Genomic DNA, 24,776 nt, shown 5'->3' with positions numbered 1-24,776 from the left:
AATAATGCCAGCAATCATAATTGCGATTGCATGTAATTTTCAAGACCGATCAGCTTGATTAAACTTAATTGTTTTTCCAGCCAATAGGTATGATCTATTTCAGTATCATTCAACTGCACCTGTAGCATTGCACTGGTAACATAGTCATTGTGCTGCTCGCATAGCTCGATCCCTTTACGGAGGGCGGCACACGCTTTATACTCAAGACGAAGATCAGCTGCGAGCATATCAGGCACTGTAATACCCACATATACGTCCTCTGAACGTACACGTAGCGTGCCTTCTAACACTAGAATACGACATATCAATGCGTCAACATGCAGAGATTCTTCATTCATTTCATGATTTATACGTTTATATAGCTCATTAAAGCCCCAGCCTTCATACATACGCGAATGAATAAAATATTGGTTGCGCGCTACTAGTTCGCTTATGAGTAACGTGTTCAAGTAATCAATTACGTCTGGATGACCTTGCATCGCCCTATATTTCCTTAGCTAAAAAAGCTTTAGTCCAAATTATCATGGTTATAAACATATACTAAAATAATGCAAAATAGACAAAATAAAGAAAGTTATGCTTATCATTTAGAGCAAAACTAGCCATCATACTACATGCTGTAGCAATGCGTTAGCAGGAATCAATATTAACTTAATAAAGCGCCACCGTTAACGCTTAACTACATTACTGGTCACCACAACCATTGCACAGGTAATATTATTGATTAGTAAAACTTTTAACTATTAATTATTAATTAATACAATGTATAAGATTGTAGTAGTTAGTATCTACACGCTAATTTTAACTATTTATATACGTAGTACTGCTTAGTACAACAAAGCGGCCAAGTGCAAAAGCCAAAAGACATACTGCTATTACAGTAATTGATATCAATCAATAATAATAGCGCATTTAATAGCAAGTACTAGTAGCTGATTTAGCAAAAAACTAATAGCTAGTGTCACAATGAGTGGATGCGCATCTTTGATGTATGCGGTCTAATGACAGACTAATACAATGAACTATGTATACTTAAATCAAGGTATATACCATTATAAATTCAGCAATCAAGAAAGCTCCTGATGCAACTATATTTTAGTCACATTAAAGTATTGCTCATTACAGGCAAAGACCAAAGCCCCCATCATGATCTAAATCATGATGGGGGCTTTGGAAAGACTTAGATTTTAATAATACCAAGGAAGTATAGTGGCTAAGTACGATGAGAGTTAATAGTAACAGTACCAATACGTATTTGCAGGTATTAAGGTTTTTAACTCGTTACTTAGCTTTACGGTGCCAATTAATTAAATAGTACTTAACTTTGGTATTGATCACAGTTGTAGATATGACTCCTGAAGCTAAGTATATGATGGTCATAGTTTGGATAGCATCACAATTAGAGAAAACATTGTTACTTAGTACGAAACCTCTATGGAGAACCATCATATTTACTAGACTATTTATGTACTGTTGAGGTTTTTATGGGACATAATTTTGGATGCAAATAAAATCTAAAAAAACTTTAGTTGTTAAGAATCAAAATACCTATATATTCATTGCTTAATGATAGTCACAGTTATTGTTTTAGATATAAAACTCAAAAGCAAAACATTACAAATTACAAACTAGGTATATGTCGAATGGTGCTTGAAGTTTGCAGTATCTAGGACACGCAGGAAGTTTAGTATCTTATTTGCAAAAGATTTTAAACAGCTTGATATTGTCATACTGGATACTATAACCGGCTATGGTAAATGCAATAGAGACTTTAAAATACTTAGTATATACATGGCGTATAGTAATATTTTCACAATTAAAATATGTAAGCTTCTCGATTAGATAAAAAATTATCAAAAAGCAAAGGTCACATGGACCCTAGCAGTAGAGATATTTTCGTTATCCGCAATAGGCAAAATTTTACTGATACTAATATTTTTATCTTTACTTAAGAAGTAATAGATCATTAGCTTAAAAAATATTATCTATCAAGATTGCACTATCAAATGTATTACATGGTAGCTATGATAGAAACGAACTAGATAAACTTTTAGTAAATAACGTTTATTTTTTAAGCGAATCTATGGTAATTACATAGACATTAATAGCTTTTATCACATAAAAACATAGGCGCTAATGGCCTTACATGGCACGATCAACTAACTCGACGTACGCCATAGGAGCGTTGTCGCCAGAGCGAAATCCGCACTTAAGTATGCGTAAATAACCACCATGACGACTAATATAACGTTTACCAAGGTAGTTAAAGAGCTTACCAACAATAGCCTTAGAACGAGTACGGTCGAAGGCTAGGCGTCGGTTAGCCAAGCTGTCTATCTTAGCTAACGTGATCAATGGCTCAGCAATGCGACGTAGTTCTTTGGCTTTTGGCAGTGTAGTTTTGATTAACTCGTGTTCAAAAAGAGATACTGCCATATTTTGAAACATGGCTTTACGGTGCGAACTGGTACGGCTTAGATGAAGACCACTTTTACGATGACGCATAGTGTATCCTTACCGAAACTCACGTTTCAGTGATTAATAATAATTAAGAAATCAACTTATCGTCTTTTTTAAGACTTGTAGGCGGCCAGTTATCAAGGAGCATACCCAGAGACAAACCGCGGGAAGCTAAAACATCTTTGATTTCAGTCAAGGATTTTTTACCTAAGTTTGGAGTCTTCAATAGTTCTCCTTCGGTACGCTGAATTAAGTCTCCAATGTAGTATATATTTTCGGCCTTAAGGCAGTTAGCTGAGCGTACAGTCAATTCTAAATCATCAATCGGACGAAGCAGGAGCGGATCAATTTGGTCTTCTTGCTCAATTACCACTAGTTCACTATCACATTTTAGATCGACAAATGCAGCCAACTGCTGCTGCAAAATAGTTGCAGCGCGGCGGATAGCCTCTTCAGGATCGAGGGTACCGTTAGTTTCTAGATCAATAACTAGTTTATCTAAATTAGTACGCTGCTCAACACGGGTATTTTCCACCACATATGCAATACGGCGAACCGGGCTAAACGAAGAGTCAAGCTGTAGTCTGCCAATTTTACGGCTCTCGTCTTCATCACTCTGGCGCAAGTCGGCTGGCTCATAACCGCGGCCACGAGCTATGGTGAGCTTCATGTTTAAGGCGCCATTAGACGCTAAGTTAGCAATTACGTGATCCGGATTAACAATCTCAACATCATGATCCAGCTGGATATCAGCTGCGGTAACTACTCCGGCTCCTTTCTTTGATAGGGTCAATGTAACTTCGTTACGGCCGTGACATTTAATAGCTAAACCTTTAAGATTCAACAGGATTTCAATTACGTCTTCCTGTACACCTTCAATAGCGCTGTACTCATGGAGTACACCGTCAATCTCTGCCTCAACTACTGCAGAGCCAGGCATTGAGGATAGCAGGATGCGGCGTAAAGCGTTTCCCAGGGTATGACCAAAGCCACGCTCAAGAGGCTCGAGCGTGATTTTAGCGCGGGTTAAGCTAACAACCTGCACATCAATGTGGCGAGGTGTTAGGAATTCATTTACCGAAATCTGCATGGATGTACCTATTTTCTAGCCCTTACTTGGAGTAGAGCTCGACAATCAGGCTTTCGTTGATGTCGGCAGACAGATCACTGCGAGCAGGAACGTTCTTAAAAACGCCTGACTTTTTCTCAGAATCTACTGCTACCCACTCTACACGGCCACGTTGAGCACGCAAATCCAAAGCTTGGACAATGCGAAGTTGGTTTTTTGCTTTCTCGCGAATCGCAACTACATCATTAGCGCCAACCAGGTAAGACGGAACGTTAACAGTCTGGCTGTTTACACTAACAGATTTATGCGATACTAACTGACGGGATTCTGCGCGAGTCGAACCGAAACCCATACGGTACACAACATTATCTAGACGGCACTCAAGCAGCTGCAATAAGTTTTCACCAGTTGCACCTTTTTTACTGGCAGCTTTTTTATAATAGCCGCGAAACTGACATTCGAGAATACCGTAAATACGGCGAACTTTCTGCTTTTCACGCAATTGAATACCATAATCTGATTGGCGCCCGCGTCGTTGGCCATGAATACCTGGTACTGCTTCAATGTTACATTTTGATTCAATAGCGCGAGCGCCGCTCTTCAGAAAGAGATCAGTGCCTTCACGACGAGCAAGTTTGCATTTTGGACCAGTATAACGAGCCATTTTATACAATCTCCCAGATTACACTCGACGTTTTTTTGGTGGCCGGCACCCGTTATGCGGAATTGGTGTTACGTCAGTAATACTGGCGATCTTATAACTACAGCCATTTAAAGCGCGGACAGCAGACTCACGACCTGGACCTGGACCTTTAACATTAACATCGAGGTTTTTTAAACCATATTCTAGTGCAGCCTGACCCGCACGTTCAGCAGCAACTTGAGCAGCAAATGGTGTGGACTTACGAGAACCACGGAAACCAGAGCCACCAGAAGTAGCCCAAGATAATGCATTGCCTTGACGATCAGTGATAGTTACGATGGTATTATTAAAAGAAGCATGAATATGGGCGATGCCATCTACCACTATCTTCTTAACTTTTTTACGAGGACTAGCAGCAGGTTTTGTCATGATAATTTTCCTGTAGATTCGCTATAAAAAATTATTTACGTATTGGCTTACGAGGACCTTTACGGGTACGCGCATTAGTCTTGGTACGCTGACCACGTACTGGGAGACCACGACGATGGCGCAGGCCACGATAGCAACCGAGATCCATTAAACGCTTGATTTTCATGTTAATTTCGCGACGCAGATCACCTTCAGTAGTGAATTTCGCTACTTCGCCACGCAGTACTTCGATATGTTCATCGCTCAGATCTTTGATTTGAACTATATAGTTCACCCCAGCAACCGCGCAAATTTTCTGCGCAGTAGTGCGGCCAATACCATAGATATAAGTAAGCGAGATAACAGTGTGCTTGTTATCTGGAATATTAACGCCTGCAATACGGGCCATTCAGTACAACTCCAATTTGCAGCTATCTGCACCCTATGAGCCAAGAAATAGGGCGTAAAATAATAATTGCTGTAATAACAAATAGTTTGCTCGGCAGATAACCATCTACACGACCGTCAAACAGATCTAATTCAGCCTTGACGTTGTTTGTGGCGCGGTTCCATGCCACAGATTACTCGAACAACATTTTTGCGGCGAATAATCTTACAGTTACGGCATAGCTTTTTCACTGACGCACGGACTTTCATTGCTAGCTCCTCGAATCTTATTGGTACTCAGTAAAACATACTACTGCTACAACTTTTCAGGTTCGCTTTCTTAATCAGAGATTCATACTGATGCGAAAAAAGGTGCGATTGTACTTGGGACATAAAATCCATAACAACCACGACCACAATTAACAACGAAGTTCCACCGAGGTAGAACGGAACGTTCGCTGCAACTACTAGGAACTGTGGCAACAAGCATACAACCATTATGTATAATGCACCAAACAAGGTTAAACGAGTCAAGACAACATTAATATAGCGCGCAGACTGCTCACCTGGACGGATACCAGGAATAAAAGCACCGGACTTCTTTAGATTTTCCGCTACATCTTTTGGATTGAATATCAGCGCAGTATAAAAAAAACAAAAGAAAATAATTCCCACACTAAACAATAAAACATTCAACGGCTGACCAGGAGCTATTAACTGAACGAGGCCCTGTAGCCAGTACATATTTTCAGACTGACCGAACCAAGTACCTAAAGAAGCCGGAAACAGCAAAATACTACTCGCAAAAATTGCTGGAATAACACCAGCCATATTCACTTTTAACGGCAAGTGACTAGTTTGTGCAGCAAAAACTTTTCGGCCTTGTTGACGCCTAGCATAGTGAACAACAATACGACGCTGGCCACGCTCAATAAACACTACGAAACCAATGATCACTACTGCTAAAAAACCAATAATAATCAAAGCAATAATATTGATATCACCCTGACGCGCAGATTCGAAAGACTGCCCAATTGCTTTCGGAAGACCAGCAACTATACCTGCAAAAATTAACATTGAGATACCATTACCAATACCACGTTCGGTAATCTGCTCACCAAGCCACATCATAAACATCGAGCCAGCTACAAACGTAGATACAGCGATAAAATAGAAGCCAAAGTCATGAGTTAACGTTACTTCATGCTCTACTAGACCAATAGATATACTAATAGCTTGAATTAAGGCAAGGACGACAGCGCCATATCTAGTATACAAATTAATTTTGCAACGACCAGCTTCGCCTTCCTTTTTTAACTGCTCTAACTGTGGACTGGCAGCGATCATCAGTTGCATGATAATCGATGCTGAAACATACGGCATAATCCCCATTGCAAAGATACTCATCCGCTCGAGAGCACCACCAGAAAACATATTAAATAAGCTAAGAATAGTCCCCTCATTATGTCGAAACAAATCTACGAGTTGGTTTGGATTAATACCTGGAACAGGGATATGTGCACCTATTCGATACACGATAATCGCCAGGAATAAAAAACGCAAACGAACCCAAAGTTCAGGCATACCGCCTTGACCGAGCGCTGAGAGAGCACTTTGCTTAGCCATTTATGCCTCGAACTTACCGCCAGCTGCTTCAATAACTAAGCGCGCACCTTTAGTAGTACCGATTCCTTTACCTATAGTGACAGCATGAGTTACTTTACCAGATAGCATGATTTTTACGCTCTGTACGTTGATGTTGATAACGTTAGCATCTTTTAACGTCTGCAAAGTAATGATATTATCTTCTACTTTAGCTAGCTCAGATAAACGTACTTCTGCGTGCTTCATAGCTTTCATGGAAACAAAACCAAACTTAGGCAAGCGGCGATGTAAAGGCTGTTGACCGCCTTCGAAGCCTGGAGCTATAGCTCCACCAGAGCGCGACTTTTGGCCCTTATGGCCGCGGCCACCAGTCTTACCTAGACCACTACCTATGCCGCGGCCTTGACGTTGCTTTTTGCAACGGGAACCTGGCGCTGGACTTAGATCATTGAGTTTCATTGATTAATTCTCTACACGCAGCATATAGTGTACTTTGTTGATCATTCCGCGAATTTCAGGAGAATCCTGCACTTCTACAGTGTGATGAATACGCCTTAGCCCCAAGCCTTTAACACATAGCCTATGGTTGGGAATACGGCCGGTCATGCTTTTAATTAGCGTTACCTTAATAGTATTCATAATCAGAAGATCTCCCTAACAGTTAAACCACGCTTAGCAGCGATAAACCCAGGAGACCGCATAGATTTTAGAGCTTTAAAAGTAGCGTACACAACGTTTACTGGGTTAGTTGAACCAAAGCATTTAGCCAGAACATTCTGAACGCCAGCAACTTCAAGAACAGCACGCATAGCACCACCAGCAATTATACCGGTACCTTCAGAGGCAGGCTGCATATATACTTTTGAAGCACCATGAACAGACTTCATTGCGTACTGCAGAGTAGTACCATTTAAGTCAACTTGGATCAAGTTACGACGAGCAGCTTCCATTGCTTTCTGGATCGCAGCAGGTACTTCACGTGACTTGCCACGGCCAAAGCCAACGCGCCCTTTACTGTCGCCTACTACGGTTAACGCGGTAAAGGTAAAGATACGCCCACCTTTAACAGTTTTGGCTACGCGGTTAACTTGGACTAGTTTTTCAGTGTAGCCTTCATCACGTTTTTGGTCGTTATTTGACATCACTTAGAACTCCAGTCCGGCTTCACGAGCAGCATCAGCTAACGCCTTTACACGGCCGTGGTACTTAAAGCCGGAACGGTCAAAAGCTACTCGTGAGACACCGGCAGCCTTAGCACGCATAGCAATTATATGGCCAACCTTTGTAGCCGCATTAATGTTGCCAGTAGCACCATCACGCAGCTTCTTATCCAAAGTCGAAGCGCTTGCCATAACCTCATTGCCGCTAGCTGAAACAACTTGCGCGTAGATGTGTTGCGACGAGCGAAACACGCAAAGGTGTACGATTTCAAGCTCATGCATTTTCAGGCGTGCCTTGCGGGCACGGCGTAGTCTAGAAACCTTTTTTCCGGTCATTTACTATGTCCTACTTCTTTTTAGCATCTTTACGGCGGATAACTTCGTCTGCATAGCGCACACCTTTACCTTTATAAGGCTCTGGTGGACGGAATTTGCGAATCTCAGCTGCCACATGGCCTATCAGCTGTTTATCAATACCCTTAATCACAACATCGGTTTGGCTAGGGGTCTCAGCGAAAACACCTTCCGGTAGTTCATAATCTATTTGATGCGAAAACCCGAGGGCTAGATTTAAAACTGTGCCTTTTGATTGTGCTTTATAACCAACTCCAACTAACTGGAGTTTACGCTCAAAGCCTTGGCTTACACCTTGAACCATGTTATTTACTAAAGCACGCGTAGTACCGACCATTGCACGAGCTTGTTGGTCGCCATTACGAGCCGCAAAAAACAGTCCACCTGTTTTTTCAAAAACATCAACAGATGGATGAATGTTTAATTCGAGGGTACCTTTAACACCTTTTACTGAAAGCTTTTGGCCTATAAATTTCACTTGGATACTGGCTGGCAGCTTTACTGGATTTTTAGCAATGCGAGACATGCTGCCCCCCTTAGAAAACAGTGCAAAGAACTTCTCCACCAATACCAGCAGCACATGCAGCACGATCTGTCATTACACTTTTATTGGTGGAGACAATAGACACGCCTAAACCGCCACAGACTTTCGGTAGGTTTTTTGCGGATTTGTACTGACGCAGACCTGGGCGGCTAACGCGCTTCAATTCTTCAATAACCGCACGGCCTTCGAAGTACTTTAGCTCTATAGAAAGCACTGGCTTAATTTCACTACTGATATGATACTCAGCAATGTAGCCTTCATCTTTTAAAACTTTAGCAACAGCCACTTTCAGCTTAGAAGATGGCATACTTACAGTAAACTTTGCAGCCATCTGGGCATTACGGATACGAGTTAGCATATCCGCTAACGGGTCCTGCATACTCATGGGCTAGAGACTCCTAATACAAAAAAATTTACTTTGCGACTACACATGTTTATTGATAATCTATGAACATGTAAACGCTAAGCTCAGAATAACTGCACTATTCTATACATATTTCTAAAATAAAACAAGCCCACCCTGGGTGGGCTATTACATATTTAAAGTAACTAGCAATCAAGGTAATATAATGCAGACTACCTATACTTCAAAAAAATACTTACCAACTAGCTTTAACTAGACCTGGTACGTCACCACGCATGGCCGCTTCACGTAGTTTGTTGCGACCAAGGCCGAATTTACGGTAAACGCCGTGCGGACGGCCTGTTAGGCGACAGCGGTTGCGTATACGCGAAGCACTTGCATCACGTGGTTGCTTTTGCAAAGCTACCGCAGCTTCCCAGCGCACTTCTGGATTAGCGTTTAGATTAATGATAATCGCCTTCAATGCTGCACGTTTTTTGGCATACTTAGCGACTGCGAGCCGACGCTTTAGTTCGCGGTTTTTCATACTCATCTTAGCCATAGCTTTACTCCAATGTCAGTTGCGAAACGGGAATTTAAAACCACGCAGAAGAGCAAGGCCATCATTATCACTTTTAGCTGTAGTAGTTAAAGTAATGTCTAGACCGCGAATGACATCAGTTTTGTCATAGTCAATTTCAGGAAAAATTATTTGCTCTTTTACGCCCATGCTATAATTGCCGTGACCATCGAAAGACTTAACACTTAGACCACGGAAATCGCGAACTCTAGGTAACGCAATCGATAACAAACGATCTAGAAATTCATACATACGCTCACGTCGTAAAGTCACTTTGACGCCAATTGGCCAGCCTTCGCGAACTTTAAAACCAGCGATAGATTTTCGGGCATAAGTCACAACAGCTTTCTGACTGGCAATCTTTTCCAGATCAGAAACAGCATGCTCGATAACTTTTTTATCACCGATAGCTTCGCTGAGACCCATATTCAGGGTGACTTTAGTAACGCGTGGAACTGCCATCATGCTCCTAAGCTTGAGTTCTTCTTTGAGCTTAGGGGAGATGGTTTTCCGGTAAATCTCTTGCAATCGAGCCATGGCTTTATTTACCTAGCATTGTTAAAACATCAACCTCTTGTTGAGTCGACTTAAAAACACGAATTTTCTTACCGTCTTTTACCTTGAAACCAATGCGATCAGCTTTGTTAGTTTCACTGTTGAAGACAGCGACGTTAGAAACATGCAGTGGCGCTTCTGTCTTAACGATACCACCCTGTGCACCCAGCATTTGATTAGGTTTAGTGTGGCGCTTAATTAAGTTCAGACCGCTAACAACTAAACGATTATCAGTGAAAACCTTCAGCACCTTACCGCGCTTACCTTTTTCTTTACCGGCGATTACAATTATCTCGTCATCACGACGAATCTTGTGCATGTAGGATCTCCTTATAGTACTTCTGGGGCAAGTGAGACAATTTTCATGAACCTCTCAGTACGAAGCTCACGTGGCACTGGGCCAAAAATACGGGTACCAATCGGTTCTTGCTTATTGTTTAAAAGAACAGCAGCATTGCCATCAAAGCGGATAATGGAGCCATCTGCACGGCGCACGCCATGACGAGTGCGGACTACAATAGCAGTCATTACTTGACCTTTTTTTACTTTACCGCGAGGGATTGCTTCTTTTATGGTAACTTTAATTATATTACCAACACAAGCGTAACGACGATGAGAACCGCCCAATACCTTGATACACATAATACGGCGGGCACCGCTGTTATCGGCCACATCGAGCATGGATTGAGCCTGAATCATATAATTTCTTCGACTCCTAGTTTTTTAGACTTCCGCAACACACTCGAGAACATTAACTAATTTCCAAGACTTAGTCTTGGCTAACGGCCGAGTTTCACAAATAGTAACTTTATCACCAACGTGGCACTGATTAGTTTCATCGTGTGCATGCAACTTAGTCGAACGTTTAACATATTTACCATAAATTGCATGCTTAACGCGACGCTCGATTAAAATCGTGATAGTTTTATCCATCTTATCGCTGATAACACGGCCAGTTAGCGTACGAATAGTCTTTTTGGCTTCAGCCATGATCATTTACCTGTTTGCTGGTTGAGTACAGTCTTCAGGCGAGCAATATCGCACTTAACTTGCGAAAGCAGATGCGACTGCCTAAGCTGACCAGTTGCTTTCTGTATACGTAGATTAAACTGATCGCGCAGCAAACTGAGAAGTTGCTCGTTCAACTGCTGTACAGATTTTTTACGAAGTTCGTTAGTTTTCATCACATCACTGTCCGTTTAATAAAAACAGTAGCAAGCGGAAGTTTTGCTGCAGCCAGAGCAAAAGCCTCACGAGCTAGCTCTTCAGCTATACCCTCAATCTCATACAACACTTTGCCTGGCTGAATCTGAGCTACCCAATATTCCACGTTACCTTTGCCTTTACCCATTCTAACCTCAAGAGGTTTTTTAGAGATTGGCTTATCCGGGAATACACGAATCCAGATCTTACCACCACGTTTTACATGACGGGTGAGAGCACGACGTGCCGACTCGATCTGACGAGCAGTCAGACGGCCGCGAGCTATGGATTTTAGCGCGAATTCACCAAAATTGACTTTACTACCGCACTGAGCTAAACCACGATTATGACCTGTCATCTGCTTGCGGAACTTCGTACGCTTAGGTTGTAACATTTGGCGCACCCCCTTTACTTGGCAACTTTTTACGCGGCACAGGTGCTTGCAGTTTCAATGCTTCTTGACGACCACCAATTACTTCGCCCTTGAAGATCCAAACTTTTACGCCAATGACACCATAAGTGGTGTGGGCTTCGTAATTAGCATAATCTATATCGGCACGCAGAGTATGCAGTGGCACACGACCTTCGCGATACCATTCAGTACGCGCAATTTCAGCACCACCTAGACGACCACTAACTTGGATTTTAATACCTTTTGCACCAATGCGCATAGCGTTTTGTACAGAACGCTTCATGGCGCGACGAAACATTACACGACGCTCTAGCTGCTGAGCTACACTCTGTGCAACTAGCATACCATCTAGCTCCGGTTTGCGGATCTCTTCAATATTAATATTTACAGGCACACCCATTTGTTTAATGAGGTCATTACGTAGTTTCTCAACATCTTCACCTTTTTTCCCGATCAAGATACCTGGTCGAGCGGTGTGGATAGTAATACGGGCAGTTTGTGCTGGACGATGGATATCAATACGACTTACGGATGCACTTTTTAGTTTATCTTGAAGATACGCACGCACTTTTAGATCAGCGAACAAATAGCCTGCATAGGTCTTGCCGTCTGCATACCAAACTGAAGTATGCTCCTTGACAATTCCCAGGCGAATGCCAATTGGATGTACTTTCTGGCCCATCTTTTCGACTCCATTATTTGTCAGCAACCTTGACAGTAATATGGCAAGACCGCTTAACAATGCGATCAGCACGGCCTTTAGCGTGTGGCATAATGCGCTTCAAAGAACGCCCTTCGTTAATGAACACATTACTTATTTTTAGAGTATCAAGATCTGCGCCTTCATTATGCTCAGCGTTAGCTACTGCTGAATTCAGCACTTTCTTTATGATTTCAGCGGCTTTCTTACTGCTGAAAACTAACATATTAAGTGCTTCGCTTACCTTTTTTCCACGTATCTGATTGGCAACTAAACGGGCCTTTTGGGCAGAGATTCTAGCGCTCAACAACTTAGCAGATGCATCCATTTCTTTATTCCCTTAACGCTTGGCTTTTTTGTCTGCCATATGTCCACGACAGGTACGGGTGCCGGCAAACTCACCTAGTTTATGGCCAACCATATCTTCATTAACGAGCACTGGAATATGTTGACGGCCGTTGTGTACCGCGATAGTCAAGCCAACCATTTGCGGCAAGATCATTGAGCGACGCGACCAGGTCTTAACTGGTTTGCGATCGTTCTTTGCTGACGCTACTTTAATCTTCTTAAGAAGGTGAAGATCAATAAAAGGACCTTTTTTCAGAGAACGCGGCATTTCGTATCTCTCTATATTACTTGCGATGACGAACAATCATTTTATCGGTACGTTTATTACTACGAGTCTTCGCACCTTTGGTTGGGAAGCCCCACGGTGATACTGGATGACGTCCACCAGAGGTACGGCCTTCACCACCACCATGTGGGTGGTCAACCGGGTTCATTGCAACACCACGAACAGTTGGGCGAACACCACACCAGCGTTTTGCACCAGCTTTACCTAGAGAACGCTGGCTGTGCTCGGAGTTCGAAACTTCACCTAGGGTAGCACGGCATTCAGATATCACTTTACGCACTTCACCAGAACGCAGACGTATGGTTACGTAAGTACCTTCACGAGCAATCAGTTGAGCTGAAGCGCCAGCAGAGCGAGCGATTTGCGCGCCTTTACCTGGTTTCAATTCTATACCGTGTATAGTACTACCAACTGGTATATTACGTAGTTGCTGAGCGTTTCCTGGCTTAATCGGTGCTAATGCACCAGCGATCAACTGGTCGCCAGCGCTTACACCTTTAGGTGCGATGATATAACGACGCTCACCATCTGCATACAGCAGTAGGGCTATGTGAGCAGTACGATTTGGATCGTATTCAATAGACTCAACAGTGGCCGTAATACCATCTTTATCATTACGACAAAAATCAACTAGACGGTAATGCTGCTTATGACCACCACCGATGTGACGTGTGGTAATGCGACCATTGTTATTACGACCACCAGTTTTTGATTTTTTCTCTAATAGAGGTGCGTAAGGAGCGCCTTTATGCAACTCATGGTTGACTACCTTGACCATAAAACGGCGGCCTGGGGAAGTCGGTTTGCATTTAACAATTGCCATAATGCCTCCCCTTCTTTTACTCAGCTTTACTGCTAAAATCAAGATCTTGACCTGGCTGAAGAAAAATCATCGCCTTCTTCCAGTTACTACGCTTACCTAGACCACGAGCAGTACGCTTGCTCTTGCCTAGAATATTAATGGTAGTAACACGCTTGGCTTTTACATTAAATAGGCTTTCAACAGCCCTCTTAATTTCTAGCTTAGTCGCGTCAGTTGCAACTTTAAAAACAAACTGACCTTTCTTGTCAGCCATAATTGTAGCTTTTTCAGAAACGTGTGGGCTAAGCAGAAATTTAAATACGCACTTCTGGTTCATCCCAATAGTTCCTCGAATTTTTTCACGGCAGACACGGTAATCAACACCTTATCGTATGCGATCAAACTAGCTGGATCAGAACCTTGCACGTCATGTACACCAACTCGTAGCAAGTTACGAGCAGCTAAATATAGATTCTGATCAATAGCTTCAGATACAATCATAACGTCAGTTAGGCCCATGCTGTGTAGTTTGTTTAGCAAATCTTTAGTTTTTGGCAGTTCAACAGTAAAGTCCTGAACTACAACTAGGCGATCAGTACGTACGAGCTCAGAAAGAATTGAGCGTATAGCTGCGCGATACATTTTTTTGTTAAGCTTCTGAGTACAATTCTGCGGACGAGCCGCAAATGTAGTACCACCACCACGCCAAATTGGGCTGCGAATAGTACCAGCTCGAGCACGGCCAGTACCTTTTTGACGCCATGGACGTTTACCACCACCACGCACTTCGGAACGAGTCTTTTGCTGTTTGCTATATTGATGGCTACCGGCCATGTAGGCCACAATTGCTTGATGAACTAACGTCTCGTTAAATTCACCGCCAAATGCTAGCCTAGAAACCTCAATTGCTTTAGAGTTATTTACGTTTAATTGCATATCAGCTTCCCCTTAACCGTGAAACTTGACAGCAGGACGTACAATCAAATTACCGCTATTAGCGCCAGGGACAGCACCTTTGACCAGTAACAGATTACGTTCAGCGTCAATACGCACAACTTCGAGGGACTGCACGGTCACTCGTTTGGCACCCATATGACCAGACATTTTTTTGCCCTTAAATACACGACCAGGAGTCTGGCACTGACCAATAGAGCCAGGAACGCGGTGGGACACTGAGTTACCGTGAGTATTGTCTTGACCATGGAAATTCCAACGTTTAATAGTACCCTGGAAACCCTTTCCTTTAGAGTTACCAGTTATATCAACAAGCTGCCCAACAGCAAAAATTCCAACGTTGATAAGATCACCGGCCTGGTATTGACCATCTTCAAGACGAAACTCAACAATAGTTCGACCAGCAGCAACATTTGCTTTAACAAAATGCCCTGCTTGAGCAGCAGTAATACGCGAAACACGACGTTCACCGACAGTAACTTGCACTGCACAATATCCATCAGTCAACTTAGTTTTAAACTGAGTAACACGATTTTGCTCGATCTCAATTACTGATACTGGAATAGAAGTACCTTTTTTAGTAAAAATACGTGTCATACCACATTTACGACCAACTACACCAATTGTCATACTATAAACCTCATGAGTGTACGGGGCTCTAACCCGTTATGGCCGCCCATTTTAAAACGTTACACGACTAAAGAATAAAGTCTTAGCCGAGGCTGATCTGTACTTCTACGCCAGCCGCTAGATCAAGCTTCATAAGTGCATCAACAGTTTTATCCGTTGGCTGGACAATGTCCAGTACGCGCTTATGGGTACGAATCTCGTACTGGTCACGTGCATCTTTATTGACATGTGGAGAAACTAAAAGGGTAAATCGCTCTTTACGGGTAGGCAGCGGAATCGGACCACGTACTTGAGCACCAGTACGTTTCGCAGTTTCCACAATTTCTTGGGTAGATTGGTCGATCAGGCGATGGTCAAAAGCTTTTAACCTAATACGAATTTGCTGATTTTGCATTGGATTGTAAACTCCGGCTGCGATTCCCAGCGAGCGCAATACGCTCATTAAAAGGAGCGCAATTCTATAGACGCTCATAATAAGTGTCAATACAATAAAAAAGCCCCCGTTCGTTAAGGGGCTTATTTATCAAAACATCAACACCAGCTCAAAAGAAAGCTTATTTAATAATTTTAGATACAATACCAGCACCAATAGTACGACCGCCCTCACGGATAGCAAAGCGCAGACCATCTTCCATAGCAATGGTTTTAATCAGGGTAACAACCATTTTTATATTGTCGCCTGGCATAACCATTTCAACACCTTCCGGCAATTCGCAGTTACCAGTCACGTCAGTAGTGCGAAAATAAAACTGTGGACGATAGCCTTTAAAGAACGGCGTGTGACGACCGCCTTCTTCTTTGTTAAGTACGTATACTTCAGCTTCGAACTTTATGTGTGGTTTAACCGAACCAGGCTTTACCAAAACCTGACCACGCTCAACGTCATCACGCTTAGTCCCACGAAGCAGAATACCGCAGTTTTCGCCAGCTCGACCTTCATCAAGCAATTTACGGAACATTTCAACACCAGTACAAGTGGTTGCGGCAGTATCACGTAAACCAATAATTTCCAGTTGGTCTTGAACCTTAACAATACCTCGCTCGATACGTCCAGTTACAACAGTGCCACGACCGGAGATAGAAAACACATCTTCAATTGGCATGAGGAACGGCTTATCGATAACACGCTCTGGATTTGGAATATAGCTATCTAGAGCCTCAACTAGTTTACGAATAGACGTGGTACCCATTTCGTTCTCATCTTTGCCTTCTAGGGCCATACGAGCAGAACCAATAATAATCGGAGTATCATCGCCTGGGAAGTCATAAGCGCTTAGCAAATCGCGCACTTCCATTTCAACTAGTTCAAGCAGCTCAGCATCATCTACTAAATCAGCCTTATTCAAATAAACTACAATGTGTGGAACACCAACCTGACGAGCCAGCAAAATGTGCTCACGAGTCTGCGGCATCGGACCATCAGCAGCTGAACAAACCAAAATCGCACCATCCATCTGGGCTGCGCCAGTGATCATATTCTTTATATAGTCAGCGTGACCAGGGCAATCTACATGGGCATAGTGACGAATTAGCGAGTTATACTCAACATGCGCTGTGTTGATTGTGATACCACGAGCTTTTTCTTCTGGTGCACTGTCGATTTGATCGAAATCAACGACTGTGGAGCCGAATACTTCGGAGCAAACGCGAGTCAAAGCAGCAGTAAGAGTGGTTTTACCGTGATCAACGTGACCGATAGTGCCAACGTTGACGTGTGGTAGGGAGCGATCAAATTTTTCTTTAGCCACGACAGTTAACTCCTTGCCTAAAGGACTAAATCAGCCTTGTTTTTTGGATACAGTTTCAGCGATGTGCGCCGGAGCTGTGTTATATTTTTTAAACTCCATAGAGTAGCTGGCACGACCTTTAGACATAGAGCGAATATCAGTCGCATAACCAAACATTTCACCTAATGGAACCTCTGCGCGAATCACTTTACCAGAAACCGTATCTTCCATACCCAAGATTATGCCACGACGACGGTTGAGGTCGCCCATAACATCACCCAGATAGCTTTCAGGTGTAACAACTTCTACTGCCATAGTTGGCTCAAGCAACTCACCACCGCCTTTCTGGGCTAGCTGTTTAGTTGCCATGGAGGCAGCTACCTTAAAAGCCATCTCGCTAGAGTCTACGTCGTGGTAGGAACCATCAAAGACAGTTGCTTTAAGGCCTATTAATGGATAGCCAGCAACAATACCGCTTTTCATCTGCTCTTCAATACCCTTCTGAATAGCCGGGATATATTCCTTAGGCACAACACCACCAACTATTTCGTTCACGAATTGCAGACCTTCCTGATCCTCATCAGCAGGAGCAAAACGGATCCAACAGTGACCAAATTGACCACGACCACCTGATTGACGAATAAACTTGCCTTCTATTTCACAGTCCTTTGTGATGCGCTCACGGTAGGAAACCTGAGGCTTACCGATATTAGCTTCGACATTGAACTCACGGCGCATCCGATCGACCAAGATATCCAGGTGCAATTCGCCCATACCAGAAATGATTGTTTGACCAGTTTCTTCATCAGACTTGATGCGGAAAGATGGATCTTCTTGGGCAAGCTTGCCTAAAGCGATACCCATTTTTTCTTGGTCATCTTTGGTTTTAGGTTCTACAGCAACCGAAATAACTGGCTCCGGAAAGTCCATACGAACTAAAATAATTGGCTTAACAGAATCACATAAAGTTTCGCCAGTAGTTACGTCTTTCATACCGATCAAGGCTGCGATGTCACCAGCGCGCACTTCTTTGATCTCTTCGCGGGCATTCGCGTGCATCTGCACCATACGACCTACGCGCTCTTTTTTACCTTTAACTGAGTTGATGACACTGTCACCGGATACTAACACACCAGAGTAAATACGAACAAAAGTTAAGGTGCCCACGAATGGGTCAGTAGCAATCTTAAACGCCATAGCTGAAAACGGCTCGCTGTCGTCTGCATAACGCTCCATTTCCTTTTCCTCGTTATCAGGGTTAGTACCCTTGATAGCCGGAATATCAGTTGGAGCAGGTAGGTAGTCAATTACAGCATCTAGAACTAGAGGAACACCCTTATTTTTGAACGAAGAACCACAAATAGCCAAGACTACCTCACCAGCAATAGTACGCTGACGTAGAGCTGCTTTAATTTCTACGTTAGTAAGTTCTTCACCTTCGAGATATTTATTCATTAGCTCTTCACTAACTTCAGCAGCAGCTTCAACCATGTTGTTACGCCACTCGTCAGCTAGTTCCTGCAGTTCTACAGGAATAGGCTTACGAATAGGAGTCATTCCCTTATCGGAATCATTCCAGTAAACAGCCTCCATGCTAATCAAATCAATCTGACCTTGAAAGTTGTCTTCGGAACCAATCGCCAATTGAATTGGCACTGGCGTATGACCTAAACGCTGCTTGATTTGACTAATCACGCGTAGGAAGCTAGCACCAGCACGATCCATTTTGTTTACATAAACAATACGTGGAACGCCATATTTATTAGCTTGACGCCATACAGTTTCCGACTGAGGCTCAACACCTGAGGTACCACAAAATATAACGACAGCGCCATCAAGCACGCGTAGTGAGCGCTCAACTTCAATAGTGAAGTCTACATGACCAGGAGTATCAATTACATTAAAACGATGCTCGTCTTTATACTGCTTTTCAGAGCCACTCCAAAAGGCGGTAATAGCGGCAGAAGTAATAGTAATGCCACGCTCCTGCTCTTGAGCCATCCAGTCTGTAGTGGCAGCGCCATCATGTACTTCACCCATCTTGTGGCTTTTACCGGTGTAAAACAGTACACGCTCGGTAGTCGTGGTTTTGCCAGCATCCACATGAGCAACAATACCGATGTTACGGTAGCGACTAATTGGAGTAGTACGAACCATAAAGCCCTCGCAAAATTAGTGCATCTAAGATTAGAAGCGGTAGTGCGAGAAAGCCTTGTTAGCTTCAGCCATACGGTGTACATCCTCACGCTTCTTAACAGCAATACCTTTACCTTCAGCGGCGTCCAATAGCTCTCCCGCTAAACGTAGAGCCATAGATTTTTCGCCACGCTTACGGGCAAAGTCTACTAGCCAACGCATTGCCAGAGCGTTACGACGTGACGGACGAACTTCAACCGGGACCTGGTAAGTGGCACCACCTACACGGCGTGATTTCACCTCAACTAGCGGAGCGATAGCGTCAAGGGCTTTCTTAAATACTTCTAATGGATCACTATTCTTGCGTTCTTTAACTTTTTCTAGTGCACCATATACAATACGCTCGGCAACGGCTTTCTTACCGCTTTCCATTACGTGATTCATAAATTTAGCCAGAATTTGACTTCCATATTTTGGATCGTCAAGCACTTCACGTTTGGCTGCTACACGTCTTCTTGGCATTTATAAGCCCTCACAAGGTCTTCAGGTTAGCTCGGAATCAGCGTTCTTTCAGAACACTTACAGCCTTACTCTTATCGACTCAAAACAATAAGATAATTTTATTTTACAAGCAAAAAATCCATTACCACTTAATTAAAGTTTTTTAGTACCATATTTTGAGCGACCTTGATGCCGACCTTTAACACCGGAAGTGTCTAAAGAGCCACGTATGGTATGATAGCGCACACCCGGTAAATCTTTAACGCGACCGCCACGGATCAGCACTACGCTATGCTCTTGCAAATTATGACCTTCACCGCCGATATACGAAGAAACCTCAAAACCGTTCGTAAGGCGCACACGACATACCTTACGCAATGCTGAATTAGGTTTTTTCGGCGTAGTGGTATATACACGAGTACAAACACCACGACGTTGCGGGCAGTTCTGTAGCGCAGGCACGTCGGATTTTTCAACGATGCGTTTACGCGGTTGGCGTACTAGTTGATTAATAGTTGTCATTTACTAGCTCCACTGTTGTCTTGCTAAAAAACAAAATAACAGAAACAAATTCCCGCTAAATTTTATTAGTAATAAGCCTGGAGAGGATCCACACAGTCAAGTGTGGCCTCCCAGGAGTCAAATTCGTTTAATCAAGACAATTTTGCCTAAATTTGATGAAAGGTAAAACTTAGGTTGGACTTACCTTATAGTAGAAATCAGTTACCGTTTAAGCTCAACGCTTCGGTTAGTGCAGCTTCCACTTCCTTAGCGCTGATACGCAGCGGCTTGTCAGTATCACGTCGGCGCTTACGCTCACTATGATAAGCCAAACCAGTACCCGCCGGAATTAAACGCCCTACAACCACATTTTCTTTTAGGCCGCGCAAATAGTCACGCTTGCCAGTTACTGCTGCTTCAGTAAGTACGCGAGTAGTCTCCTGGAAGGAAGCTGCCGAAATAAATGACTCAGTAGATAGAGACGCCTTAGTAATACCAAGCAACACACGAGTAAACTTGGAGATAAATTTATCTTCCGCGCTAAGACGTTCGTTTTCTACTAACACATAAGTCAGTTCCATCTGGTCACCCTTAATGAAACTAGAGTCACCGGATTCAGTAATTTCAACTTTACGTAGCATCTGACGCAAGATAGTTTCAATATGTTTATCATTTATTTTTACTCCTTGCAGACGGTACACGTCCTGAATCTCGTTAACTATATACTTTGCTAACGCACTTACACCCAACAGACGCAAAATGTCATGTGGATCGCTAGGGCCATCGGAAATAACTTCGCCACGGTTTACCTGTTCGCCTTCAAAGACGTTCAGGTGACGCCATTTAGGAATTAACTCTTCATATGGATTGCTACCGTCATTCGGAGTAATAACCAGACGACGTTTACCTTTAGTCTCTTTGCCAAATGCAATAGTACCGCTTATTTCAGCCAGAATAGACGCTTCTTTCGGGCGACGAGCTTCGAACAAGTCCGCGACACGTGGTAGGCCACCAGTGATATCACGGGTTTTCGAAGTTTCTTGCGGGATACGCGCAATTACATCTCCGATCGCAATTTTTGCACCATCCGCTACACCAACCATAGCATTAGCTGGCAAGAAGTACTGGGCAAGTACGTCAGTACCTGGCAGTAGCAAGTCCTTGCAGTTATCATCTACCATTTTAACAGCAGGACGGATATCTTTACCAGAAGCCGGACGGTCTTTTACGTCAAGCACTTCAATGTTAATCATACCAGTTAATTCGTCAGTTTGACGCTTTATTGTAATGCCTTCTTCCATACCTACGTAAGTTACAGTACCTTTCATTTCAGTAACGATTGGATGAGTGTGCGGATCCCACTTAGCTACGATTGCGCCAGCTTCAACTTTATAATTTTCTTTAACTGAAATCACAGCACCGTATGGTAGTTTATAACGCTCACGTTCACGACCGTAATTATCAGCAATCGCCAACTCGCCGGAACGAGACACAGCAACTAAATTGCCATCCACCCGTTCAACATGCTTCAGATTGTGTAGACGTACAGTACCTCCATTCTTTACCTGAACACTATCAGCTGCGGAAGTCCGGCTTGCTGCGCCACCAATATGGAATGTACGCATAGTCAACTGAGTTCCTGGCTCACCGATAGATTGAGCGGCGATAACGCCGACTGCTTCACCAATATTTACTTGGTGACCACGAGCCAAATCACGACCATAGCACTTAGCACAAATGCCGTAACGAGTTTCGCAGCTAATTGGCGATCGAACAATCACTTCATCGATGCTGTTAAGTTCGATGAACTCAACCCATTTCTCATCTGCTAAAGTTCCTGCAGGAACGATAATTTCCTTAGTATCTGGCTTAAATACATCACTAGCGATGACTCGACCAAGCACACGCTCACCTAACGGTTCTACAACATCGCCACCTTCGATATGCGGGGTCATCAAGAGGCCATGTTCAGTGCCGCAATCAACTTCAGTAACAACTAAGTCTTGCGCAACATCTACTAGACGACGGGTCAAGTAACCTGAGTTAGCAGTTTTTAATGCGGTATCTGCTAGACCTTTACGGGCACCGTGAGTTGAGATAAAGTATTGAAGTACGCTTAAACCTTCACGGAAGTTCGCAGTAATTGGCGTTTCGATAATAGAACCGTCAGGCTTAGCCATCAAGCCACGCATACCAGCAAGCTGACGAATCTGCGCAGTAGAACCACGTGCGCCAGAATCAGCCATCATATACATCGAGTTAAATGACTCTTGATCGACCTCTAAGCCATGACAGTCGATAACCTTCTCTTTCGAGAGATTAGCCATCATTGCTTTTGATACTTCATCGTTAGCCTTAGACCACAGGTCGATCACTTTGTTGTACTTCTCACCCTGGGTTACCAGGCCAGAGACATACTGTCTTTCAATCTCTTTCACGTCATCAGTAACGGCGCTGATAATCTGGGCTTTTTTATCAGGAATTACAAAATCGTTAACACCAATAGAAATGCCAGAAATAGTTGAGTAGGCAAAACCAGTATACATTAGCTGATCAGCGAATATCACAGTCTCTTTTAAACCAACCACACGGTAACACTGGTTAATAAGCTTAGAGATCGCCTTTTTCTTCATTGGCAAATTGACAACGTCATACGACAAGCCTTTTGGTACAACTTGATACAGCAGTGCACGACCGACAGTGGTGTCAACAATACGAGTACAAGTGACACTGCCGCCGTCACTGTCATTAATAGTTTCGTTAATACGAACTTTAACTTTCGCATGTAATGCAGCTTCGCCAGCACGAAACACGCGATCAACTTCTTGCAAGCCAGCGAAAACACGACCTTCACCTTTCACATTAATTGCCTCACGGGTCATATAGTACAAACCCAATACAACGTCTTGTGAAGGAACAATGATTGGCTCACCGTTGGCTGGCGACAAAATGTTATTAGTCGACATCATCAACGCGCGTGCTTCTAATTGAGCTTCTAATGTTAGCGGTACGTGTACCGCCATTTGATCACCATCAAAGTCAGCGTTGTACGCAGCACAGACTAAGGGGTGCAGCTGGATAGCCTTGCCTTCGATCAGTACCGGTTCGAACGCCTGAATACCTAAACGATGAAGAGTTGGTGCGCGGTTGAGGAGGACAGGGTGTTCGCGAATTACTTCAGCGAGAACGTCCCAAACTTCTGGCAGTTCGCGCTCAACCATTTTTTTAGCTGCCTTTATGGTGGTTGCAAGACCACGTATTTCTAGCTTGCCAAAGATAAACGGCTTAAATAGCTCGAGTGCCATTTTTTTAGGCAAACCGCACTGGTGTAGACGTAAAGTCGGGCCTACAGTAATCACTGAACGACCAGAGTAGTCAACACGCTTACCGAGTAAGTTTTGACGGAAACGACCTTGCTTGCCTTTAATCATATCATCCAAGGACTTCAATGGACGTTTATTAGAGCCAGTAATAGCACGACCACGACGACCATTATCGAGCAAAGCATCGACAGCTTCTTGCAGCATACGTTTTTCGTTACGAACTATGATATCCGGAGCAGACAGATCAAGTAGGCGCTTTAAGCGATTATTACGGTTTATCACACGACGGTACAGATCATTTAGATCAGACGTTGCAAAACGTCCACCATCCAACGGTACCAGTGGACGTAAGTCTGGAGGCAAAACCGGTAGAACAGTTAGTACCATCCACTCCGGCAAGTTACCAGAACTATAAAAGGCTTCCATCAGCTTTAGGCGCTTAGATAGTTTCTTAATTTTGGTTTCAGAGTTTGTTTGCGGAATTTCTTCGCGTAGGCGGCTAATTTCGTGCTCTAAGTCAATAGACTGCAGCAGTTTGCGAATAGCCTCAGCGCCCATGCGGGCATCAAAATCGTCACCAAATTCTTCCAACGCTTCGAAATACTGCTCATCGTTCAATAACTGACCTTTTTCAAGAGAAGTCATGCCTGGATCGATAACAACATAGCTCTCAAAGTATAGAATACGTTCTATATCACGTAGGGTCATGTCCATCAGTAGTCCGATACGAGATGGCAATGATTTTAGGAACCAGATGTGGGCAACTGGCGAAGCTAGTTCGATATGCGCCATGCGCTCACGACGGACTTTAGCTAATGCGACTTCCACGCCGCACTTCTCGCAAATCACGCCACGGAGCTTTAAGCGCTTATACTTACCACATAGACACTCATAATCTTTGACCGGGCCAAAGATCTTAGCGCAAAATAGGCCGTCACGCTCAGGTTTAAACGTACGGTAATTAATAGTTTCTGGCTTCTTCACTTCACCGAATGACCATGAACGGATCATTTCAGGCGATGCCAACCCAATACGAATAGCGTCAAACTCTTCGAGTTGACTATGGTTTTTCAGCAAATTCAGTAGGTCTTTCAAAGCCTTTCCTTCTAGCGGAGCAAAAGTTGGCCATACAAGCCGCACTCTAG

34 protein-coding genes are annotated in these 24,776 nt (G+C 43.4%); all 34 read right to left on the bottom strand.

Going from position 1 to position 24,776, the window contains the following annotated elements:
- Positions 1–14: 14 nt before the first annotated feature.
- A complete protein-coding gene (gene bfr, locus C3B55_RS01370) occupies positions 15–479 on the bottom strand; it encodes a bacterioferritin (RefSeq protein ID WP_129210804.1) in 465 nt (154 codons plus the stop codon).
- Between the two features lie 1,663 nt (positions 480–2,142).
- Entirely contained in the window at positions 2,143–2,505 is a 363-nt protein-coding gene (gene rplQ, locus C3B55_RS01365) for a 50S ribosomal protein L17 (RefSeq protein ID WP_129210802.1), read from the bottom strand.
- Positions 2,506–2,548: 43 nt separating this feature from the next.
- Positions 2,549–3,550, bottom strand: a complete 1,002-nt coding sequence (locus C3B55_RS01360) for a DNA-directed RNA polymerase subunit alpha (RefSeq protein WP_129210800.1) — start codon at positions 3,548–3,550, stop codon at positions 2,549–2,551.
- 22 nt (positions 3,551–3,572) lie between these two features.
- Positions 3,573–4,193: a 30S ribosomal protein S4 gene (gene rpsD / locus C3B55_RS01355; protein ID WP_129210798.1), complete on the bottom strand. Its 621-nt coding sequence runs from the start codon at positions 4,191–4,193 to the stop codon at positions 3,573–3,575.
- 18 nt (positions 4,194–4,211) lie between these two features.
- Positions 4,212–4,601 carry a 30S ribosomal protein S11 gene (gene rpsK / locus C3B55_RS01350; protein ID WP_129210796.1) on the bottom strand — a complete coding sequence of 130 codons (390 nt, stop codon included), beginning with the start codon at positions 4,599–4,601 and terminating at the stop codon, positions 4,212–4,214.
- A gap of 31 nt (positions 4,602–4,632) precedes the next feature.
- Positions 4,633–4,989 (bottom strand): 30S ribosomal protein S13, encoded by a 357-nt coding sequence (rpsM, locus tag C3B55_RS01345; protein ID WP_129210794.1) that lies wholly within the window; start codon positions 4,987–4,989, stop codon positions 4,633–4,635.
- Positions 4,990–5,120: 131 nt separating this feature from the next.
- A complete protein-coding gene (gene rpmJ / locus C3B55_RS01340) occupies positions 5,121–5,237 on the bottom strand; it encodes a 50S ribosomal protein L36 (protein WP_129210792.1) in 117 nt (38 codons plus the stop codon).
- A 27-nt stretch (positions 5,238–5,264) separates the two neighbouring features.
- Complete coding sequence (secY, locus tag C3B55_RS01335) at positions 5,265–6,593, bottom strand: preprotein translocase subunit SecY (protein ID WP_129210790.1); 1,329 nt, start codon at positions 6,591–6,593, stop codon at positions 5,265–5,267.
- On the bottom strand, positions 6,594–7,031 hold the full coding sequence (rplO, locus tag C3B55_RS01330) for a 50S ribosomal protein L15 (RefSeq protein WP_129210788.1): 438 nt from the start codon (positions 7,029–7,031) through the stop codon (positions 6,594–6,596).
- A 3-nt stretch (positions 7,032–7,034) separates the two neighbouring features.
- Positions 7,035–7,211: a 50S ribosomal protein L30 gene (gene rpmD / locus C3B55_RS01325; RefSeq protein ID WP_129210786.1), complete on the bottom strand. Its 177-nt coding sequence runs from the start codon at positions 7,209–7,211 to the stop codon at positions 7,035–7,037.
- Between the two features lie 2 nt (positions 7,212–7,213).
- Complete coding sequence (rpsE, locus tag C3B55_RS01320) at positions 7,214–7,714, bottom strand: 30S ribosomal protein S5 (RefSeq protein ID WP_129210784.1); 501 nt, start codon at positions 7,712–7,714, stop codon at positions 7,214–7,216.
- Positions 7,715–7,717: 3 nt separating this feature from the next.
- Positions 7,718–8,068 carry a 50S ribosomal protein L18 gene (rplR, locus tag C3B55_RS01315; RefSeq protein WP_129210782.1) on the bottom strand — a complete coding sequence of 117 codons (351 nt, stop codon included), beginning with the start codon at positions 8,066–8,068 and terminating at the stop codon, positions 7,718–7,720.
- 10 nt (positions 8,069–8,078) lie between these two features.
- Positions 8,079–8,612 carry a 50S ribosomal protein L6 gene (gene rplF, locus C3B55_RS01310; protein WP_129210780.1) on the bottom strand — a complete coding sequence of 178 codons (534 nt, stop codon included), beginning with the start codon at positions 8,610–8,612 and terminating at the stop codon, positions 8,079–8,081.
- 10 nt (positions 8,613–8,622) lie between these two features.
- Positions 8,623–9,015, bottom strand: coding sequence for a 30S ribosomal protein S8 (gene rpsH / locus C3B55_RS01305; protein WP_129210778.1), 393 nt, complete (start codon positions 9,013–9,015; stop codon positions 8,623–8,625).
- 214 nt (positions 9,016–9,229) lie between these two features.
- Positions 9,230–9,535, bottom strand: coding sequence for a 30S ribosomal protein S14 (gene rpsN / locus C3B55_RS01300; protein WP_129210776.1), 306 nt, complete (start codon positions 9,533–9,535; stop codon positions 9,230–9,232).
- Positions 9,536–9,550: 15 nt separating this feature from the next.
- A complete protein-coding gene (rplE, locus tag C3B55_RS01295; RefSeq protein WP_129210774.1) occupies positions 9,551–10,090 on the bottom strand; it encodes a 50S ribosomal protein L5 in 540 nt (179 codons plus the stop codon).
- Between the two features lie 4 nt (positions 10,091–10,094).
- Complete coding sequence (gene rplX, locus C3B55_RS01290; protein ID WP_129210772.1) at positions 10,095–10,427, bottom strand: 50S ribosomal protein L24; 333 nt, start codon at positions 10,425–10,427, stop codon at positions 10,095–10,097.
- Between the two features lie 11 nt (positions 10,428–10,438).
- On the bottom strand, positions 10,439–10,807 hold the full coding sequence (gene rplN / locus C3B55_RS01285) for a 50S ribosomal protein L14 (protein ID WP_129210770.1): 369 nt from the start codon (positions 10,805–10,807) through the stop codon (positions 10,439–10,441).
- 24 nt (positions 10,808–10,831) lie between these two features.
- Entirely contained in the window at positions 10,832–11,098 is a 267-nt protein-coding gene (gene rpsQ / locus C3B55_RS01280; protein ID WP_129210767.1) for a 30S ribosomal protein S17, read from the bottom strand.
- A gap of 2 nt (positions 11,099–11,100) precedes the next feature.
- On the bottom strand, positions 11,101–11,292 hold the full coding sequence (rpmC, locus tag C3B55_RS01275) for a 50S ribosomal protein L29 (protein ID WP_129210765.1): 192 nt from the start codon (positions 11,290–11,292) through the stop codon (positions 11,101–11,103).
- A complete protein-coding gene (rplP, locus tag C3B55_RS01270; RefSeq protein WP_129210763.1) occupies positions 11,292–11,705 on the bottom strand; it encodes a 50S ribosomal protein L16 in 414 nt (137 codons plus the stop codon). Before rplP ends, rpmC begins: the two co-directional genes overlap by 1 nt.
- Positions 11,692–12,405, bottom strand: coding sequence for a 30S ribosomal protein S3 (gene rpsC / locus C3B55_RS01265; RefSeq protein ID WP_129210761.1), 714 nt, complete (start codon positions 12,403–12,405; stop codon positions 11,692–11,694). The genes rplP and rpsC overlap by 14 nt, the downstream gene beginning before the upstream one ends.
- Before the next feature lie 13 nt (positions 12,406–12,418).
- Positions 12,419–12,751, bottom strand: coding sequence for a 50S ribosomal protein L22 (gene rplV, locus C3B55_RS01260; protein WP_129210759.1), 333 nt, complete (start codon positions 12,749–12,751; stop codon positions 12,419–12,421).
- Between the two features lie 12 nt (positions 12,752–12,763).
- A complete protein-coding gene (gene rpsS, locus C3B55_RS01255) occupies positions 12,764–13,039 on the bottom strand; it encodes a 30S ribosomal protein S19 (RefSeq protein ID WP_129210757.1) in 276 nt (91 codons plus the stop codon).
- 16 nt (positions 13,040–13,055) lie between these two features.
- The gene (rplB, locus tag C3B55_RS01250; protein ID WP_129210755.1) at positions 13,056–13,880 is read right to left on the bottom strand and encodes a 50S ribosomal protein L2; all 825 of its coding nucleotides are present in this window, start codon (positions 13,878–13,880) and stop codon (positions 13,056–13,058) included.
- A gap of 16 nt (positions 13,881–13,896) precedes the next feature.
- Positions 13,897–14,196: a 50S ribosomal protein L23 gene (rplW, locus tag C3B55_RS01245; protein ID WP_129210753.1), complete on the bottom strand. Its 300-nt coding sequence runs from the start codon at positions 14,194–14,196 to the stop codon at positions 13,897–13,899.
- Complete coding sequence (gene rplD / locus C3B55_RS01240; RefSeq protein WP_129210751.1) at positions 14,193–14,795, bottom strand: 50S ribosomal protein L4; 603 nt, start codon at positions 14,793–14,795, stop codon at positions 14,193–14,195. Before rplD ends, rplW begins: the two co-directional genes overlap by 4 nt.
- 12 nt (positions 14,796–14,807) lie before the next feature.
- On the bottom strand, positions 14,808–15,443 hold the full coding sequence (gene rplC / locus C3B55_RS01235) for a 50S ribosomal protein L3 (protein ID WP_129210749.1): 636 nt from the start codon (positions 15,441–15,443) through the stop codon (positions 14,808–14,810).
- An 82-nt stretch (positions 15,444–15,525) separates the two neighbouring features.
- Positions 15,526–15,837: a 30S ribosomal protein S10 gene (rpsJ, locus tag C3B55_RS01230; protein WP_129211871.1), complete on the bottom strand. Its 312-nt coding sequence runs from the start codon at positions 15,835–15,837 to the stop codon at positions 15,526–15,528.
- Positions 15,838–15,997: 160 nt separating this feature from the next.
- Complete coding sequence (tuf, locus tag C3B55_RS01225) at positions 15,998–17,191, bottom strand: elongation factor Tu (protein WP_129210747.1); 1,194 nt, start codon at positions 17,189–17,191, stop codon at positions 15,998–16,000.
- 30 nt (positions 17,192–17,221) lie between these two features.
- Positions 17,222–19,327 carry an elongation factor G gene (gene fusA, locus C3B55_RS01220; RefSeq protein WP_129210745.1) on the bottom strand — a complete coding sequence of 702 codons (2,106 nt, stop codon included), beginning with the start codon at positions 19,325–19,327 and terminating at the stop codon, positions 17,222–17,224.
- A 30-nt stretch (positions 19,328–19,357) separates the two neighbouring features.
- A complete protein-coding gene (rpsG, locus tag C3B55_RS01215) occupies positions 19,358–19,828 on the bottom strand; it encodes a 30S ribosomal protein S7 (protein ID WP_129210742.1) in 471 nt (156 codons plus the stop codon).
- A 132-nt stretch (positions 19,829–19,960) separates the two neighbouring features.
- Positions 19,961–20,329 carry a 30S ribosomal protein S12 gene (gene rpsL, locus C3B55_RS01210; RefSeq protein ID WP_129210740.1) on the bottom strand — a complete coding sequence of 123 codons (369 nt, stop codon included), beginning with the start codon at positions 20,327–20,329 and terminating at the stop codon, positions 19,961–19,963.
- Between the two features lie 197 nt (positions 20,330–20,526).
- Positions 20,527–24,726 (bottom strand): DNA-directed RNA polymerase subunit beta', encoded by a 4,200-nt coding sequence (gene rpoC / locus C3B55_RS01205; protein ID WP_129211869.1) that lies wholly within the window; start codon positions 24,724–24,726, stop codon positions 20,527–20,529.
- Between the last annotated feature and the right edge of the window lie 50 nt (positions 24,727–24,776).

It is taken from the genome of Candidatus Pseudomonas adelgestsugas, from assembly GCF_004124255.1.
Lineage (GTDB): Bacteria > Pseudomonadota > Gammaproteobacteria > Pseudomonadales > Pseudomonadaceae > Aquipseudomonas > Aquipseudomonas adelgestsugas.
Note: the sequence above shows the minus strand (reverse complement) of the source record. Positions and strands in the feature narration are given on the sequence as shown.

Coding starts and splice junctions, on each gene's coding strand:
- bfr (WP_129210804.1), bottom strand. CDS start 479: ATGCAAGGTCATCCAGACGTAATTGATTACTTGAACACGTTACTCATA.
- rplQ (WP_129210802.1), bottom strand. CDS start 2,505: ATGCGTCATCGTAAAAGTGGTCTTCATCTAAGCCGTACCAGTTCGCAC.
- C3B55_RS01360 (WP_129210800.1), bottom strand. CDS start 3,550: ATGCAGATTTCGGTAAATGAATTCCTAACACCTCGCCACATTGATGTG.
- rpsD (WP_129210798.1), bottom strand. CDS start 4,193: ATGGCTCGTTATACTGGTCCAAAATGCAAACTTGCTCGTCGTGAAGGC.
- rpsK (WP_129210796.1), bottom strand. CDS start 4,601: ATGACAAAACCTGCTGCTAGTCCTCGTAAAAAAGTTAAGAAGATAGTG.
- rpsM (WP_129210794.1), bottom strand. CDS start 4,989: ATGGCCCGTATTGCAGGCGTTAATATTCCAGATAACAAGCACACTGTT.
- rpmJ (WP_129210792.1), bottom strand. CDS start 5,237: ATGAAAGTCCGTGCGTCAGTGAAAAAGCTATGCCGTAACTGTAAGATT.
- secY (WP_129210790.1), bottom strand. CDS start 6,593: ATGGCTAAGCAAAGTGCTCTCTCAGCGCTCGGTCAAGGCGGTATGCCT.
- rplO (WP_129210788.1), bottom strand. CDS start 7,031: ATGAAACTCAATGATCTAAGTCCAGCGCCAGGTTCCCGTTGCAAAAAG.
- rpmD (WP_129210786.1), bottom strand. CDS start 7,211: ATGAATACTATTAAGGTAACGCTAATTAAAAGCATGACCGGCCGTATT.
- rpsE (WP_129210784.1), bottom strand. CDS start 7,714: ATGTCAAATAACGACCAAAAACGTGATGAAGGCTACACTGAAAAACTA.
- rplR (WP_129210782.1), bottom strand. CDS start 8,068: ATGACCGGAAAAAAGGTTTCTAGACTACGCCGTGCCCGCAAGGCACGC.
- rplF (WP_129210780.1), bottom strand. CDS start 8,612: ATGTCTCGCATTGCTAAAAATCCAGTAAAGCTGCCAGCCAGTATCCAA.
- rpsH (WP_129210778.1), bottom strand. CDS start 9,015: ATGAGTATGCAGGACCCGTTAGCGGATATGCTAACTCGTATCCGTAAT.
- rpsN (WP_129210776.1), bottom strand. CDS start 9,535: ATGGCTAAGATGAGTATGAAAAACCGCGAACTAAAGCGTCGGCTCGCA.
- rplE (WP_129210774.1), bottom strand. CDS start 10,090: ATGGCTCGATTGCAAGAGATTTACCGGAAAACCATCTCCCCTAAGCTC.
- rplX (WP_129210772.1), bottom strand. CDS start 10,427: ATGCACAAGATTCGTCGTGATGACGAGATAATTGTAATCGCCGGTAAA.
- rplN (WP_129210770.1), bottom strand. CDS start 10,807: ATGATTCAGGCTCAATCCATGCTCGATGTGGCCGATAACAGCGGTGCC.
- rpsQ (WP_129210767.1), bottom strand. CDS start 11,098: ATGGCTGAAGCCAAAAAGACTATTCGTACGCTAACTGGCCGTGTTATC.
- rpmC (WP_129210765.1), bottom strand. CDS start 11,292: ATGAAAACTAACGAACTTCGTAAAAAATCTGTACAGCAGTTGAACGAG.
- rplP (WP_129210763.1), bottom strand. CDS start 11,705: ATGTTACAACCTAAGCGTACGAAGTTCCGCAAGCAGATGACAGGTCAT.
- rpsC (WP_129210761.1), bottom strand. CDS start 12,405: ATGGGCCAGAAAGTACATCCAATTGGCATTCGCCTGGGAATTGTCAAG.
- rplV (WP_129210759.1), bottom strand. CDS start 12,751: ATGGATGCATCTGCTAAGTTGTTGAGCGCTAGAATCTCTGCCCAAAAG.
- rpsS (WP_129210757.1), bottom strand. CDS start 13,039: ATGCCGCGTTCTCTGAAAAAAGGTCCTTTTATTGATCTTCACCTTCTT.
- rplB (WP_129210755.1), bottom strand. CDS start 13,880: ATGGCAATTGTTAAATGCAAACCGACTTCCCCAGGCCGCCGTTTTATG.
- rplW (WP_129210753.1), bottom strand. CDS start 14,196: ATGAACCAGAAGTGCGTATTTAAATTTCTGCTTAGCCCACACGTTTCT.
- rplD (WP_129210751.1), bottom strand. CDS start 14,795: ATGCAATTAAACGTAAATAACTCTAAAGCAATTGAGGTTTCTAGGCTA.
- rplC (WP_129210749.1), bottom strand. CDS start 15,443: ATGACAATTGGTGTAGTTGGTCGTAAATGTGGTATGACACGTATTTTT.
- rpsJ (WP_129211871.1), bottom strand. CDS start 15,837: ATGCAAAATCAGCAAATTCGTATTAGGTTAAAAGCTTTTGACCATCGC.
- fusA (WP_129210745.1), bottom strand. CDS start 19,327: ATGGTTCGTACTACTCCAATTAGTCGCTACCGTAACATCGGTATTGTT.
- rpsG (WP_129210742.1), bottom strand. CDS start 19,828: ATGCCAAGAAGACGTGTAGCAGCCAAACGTGAAGTGCTTGACGATCCA.
- rpsL (WP_129210740.1), bottom strand. CDS start 20,329: ATGACAACTATTAATCAACTAGTACGCCAACCGCGTAAACGCATCGTT.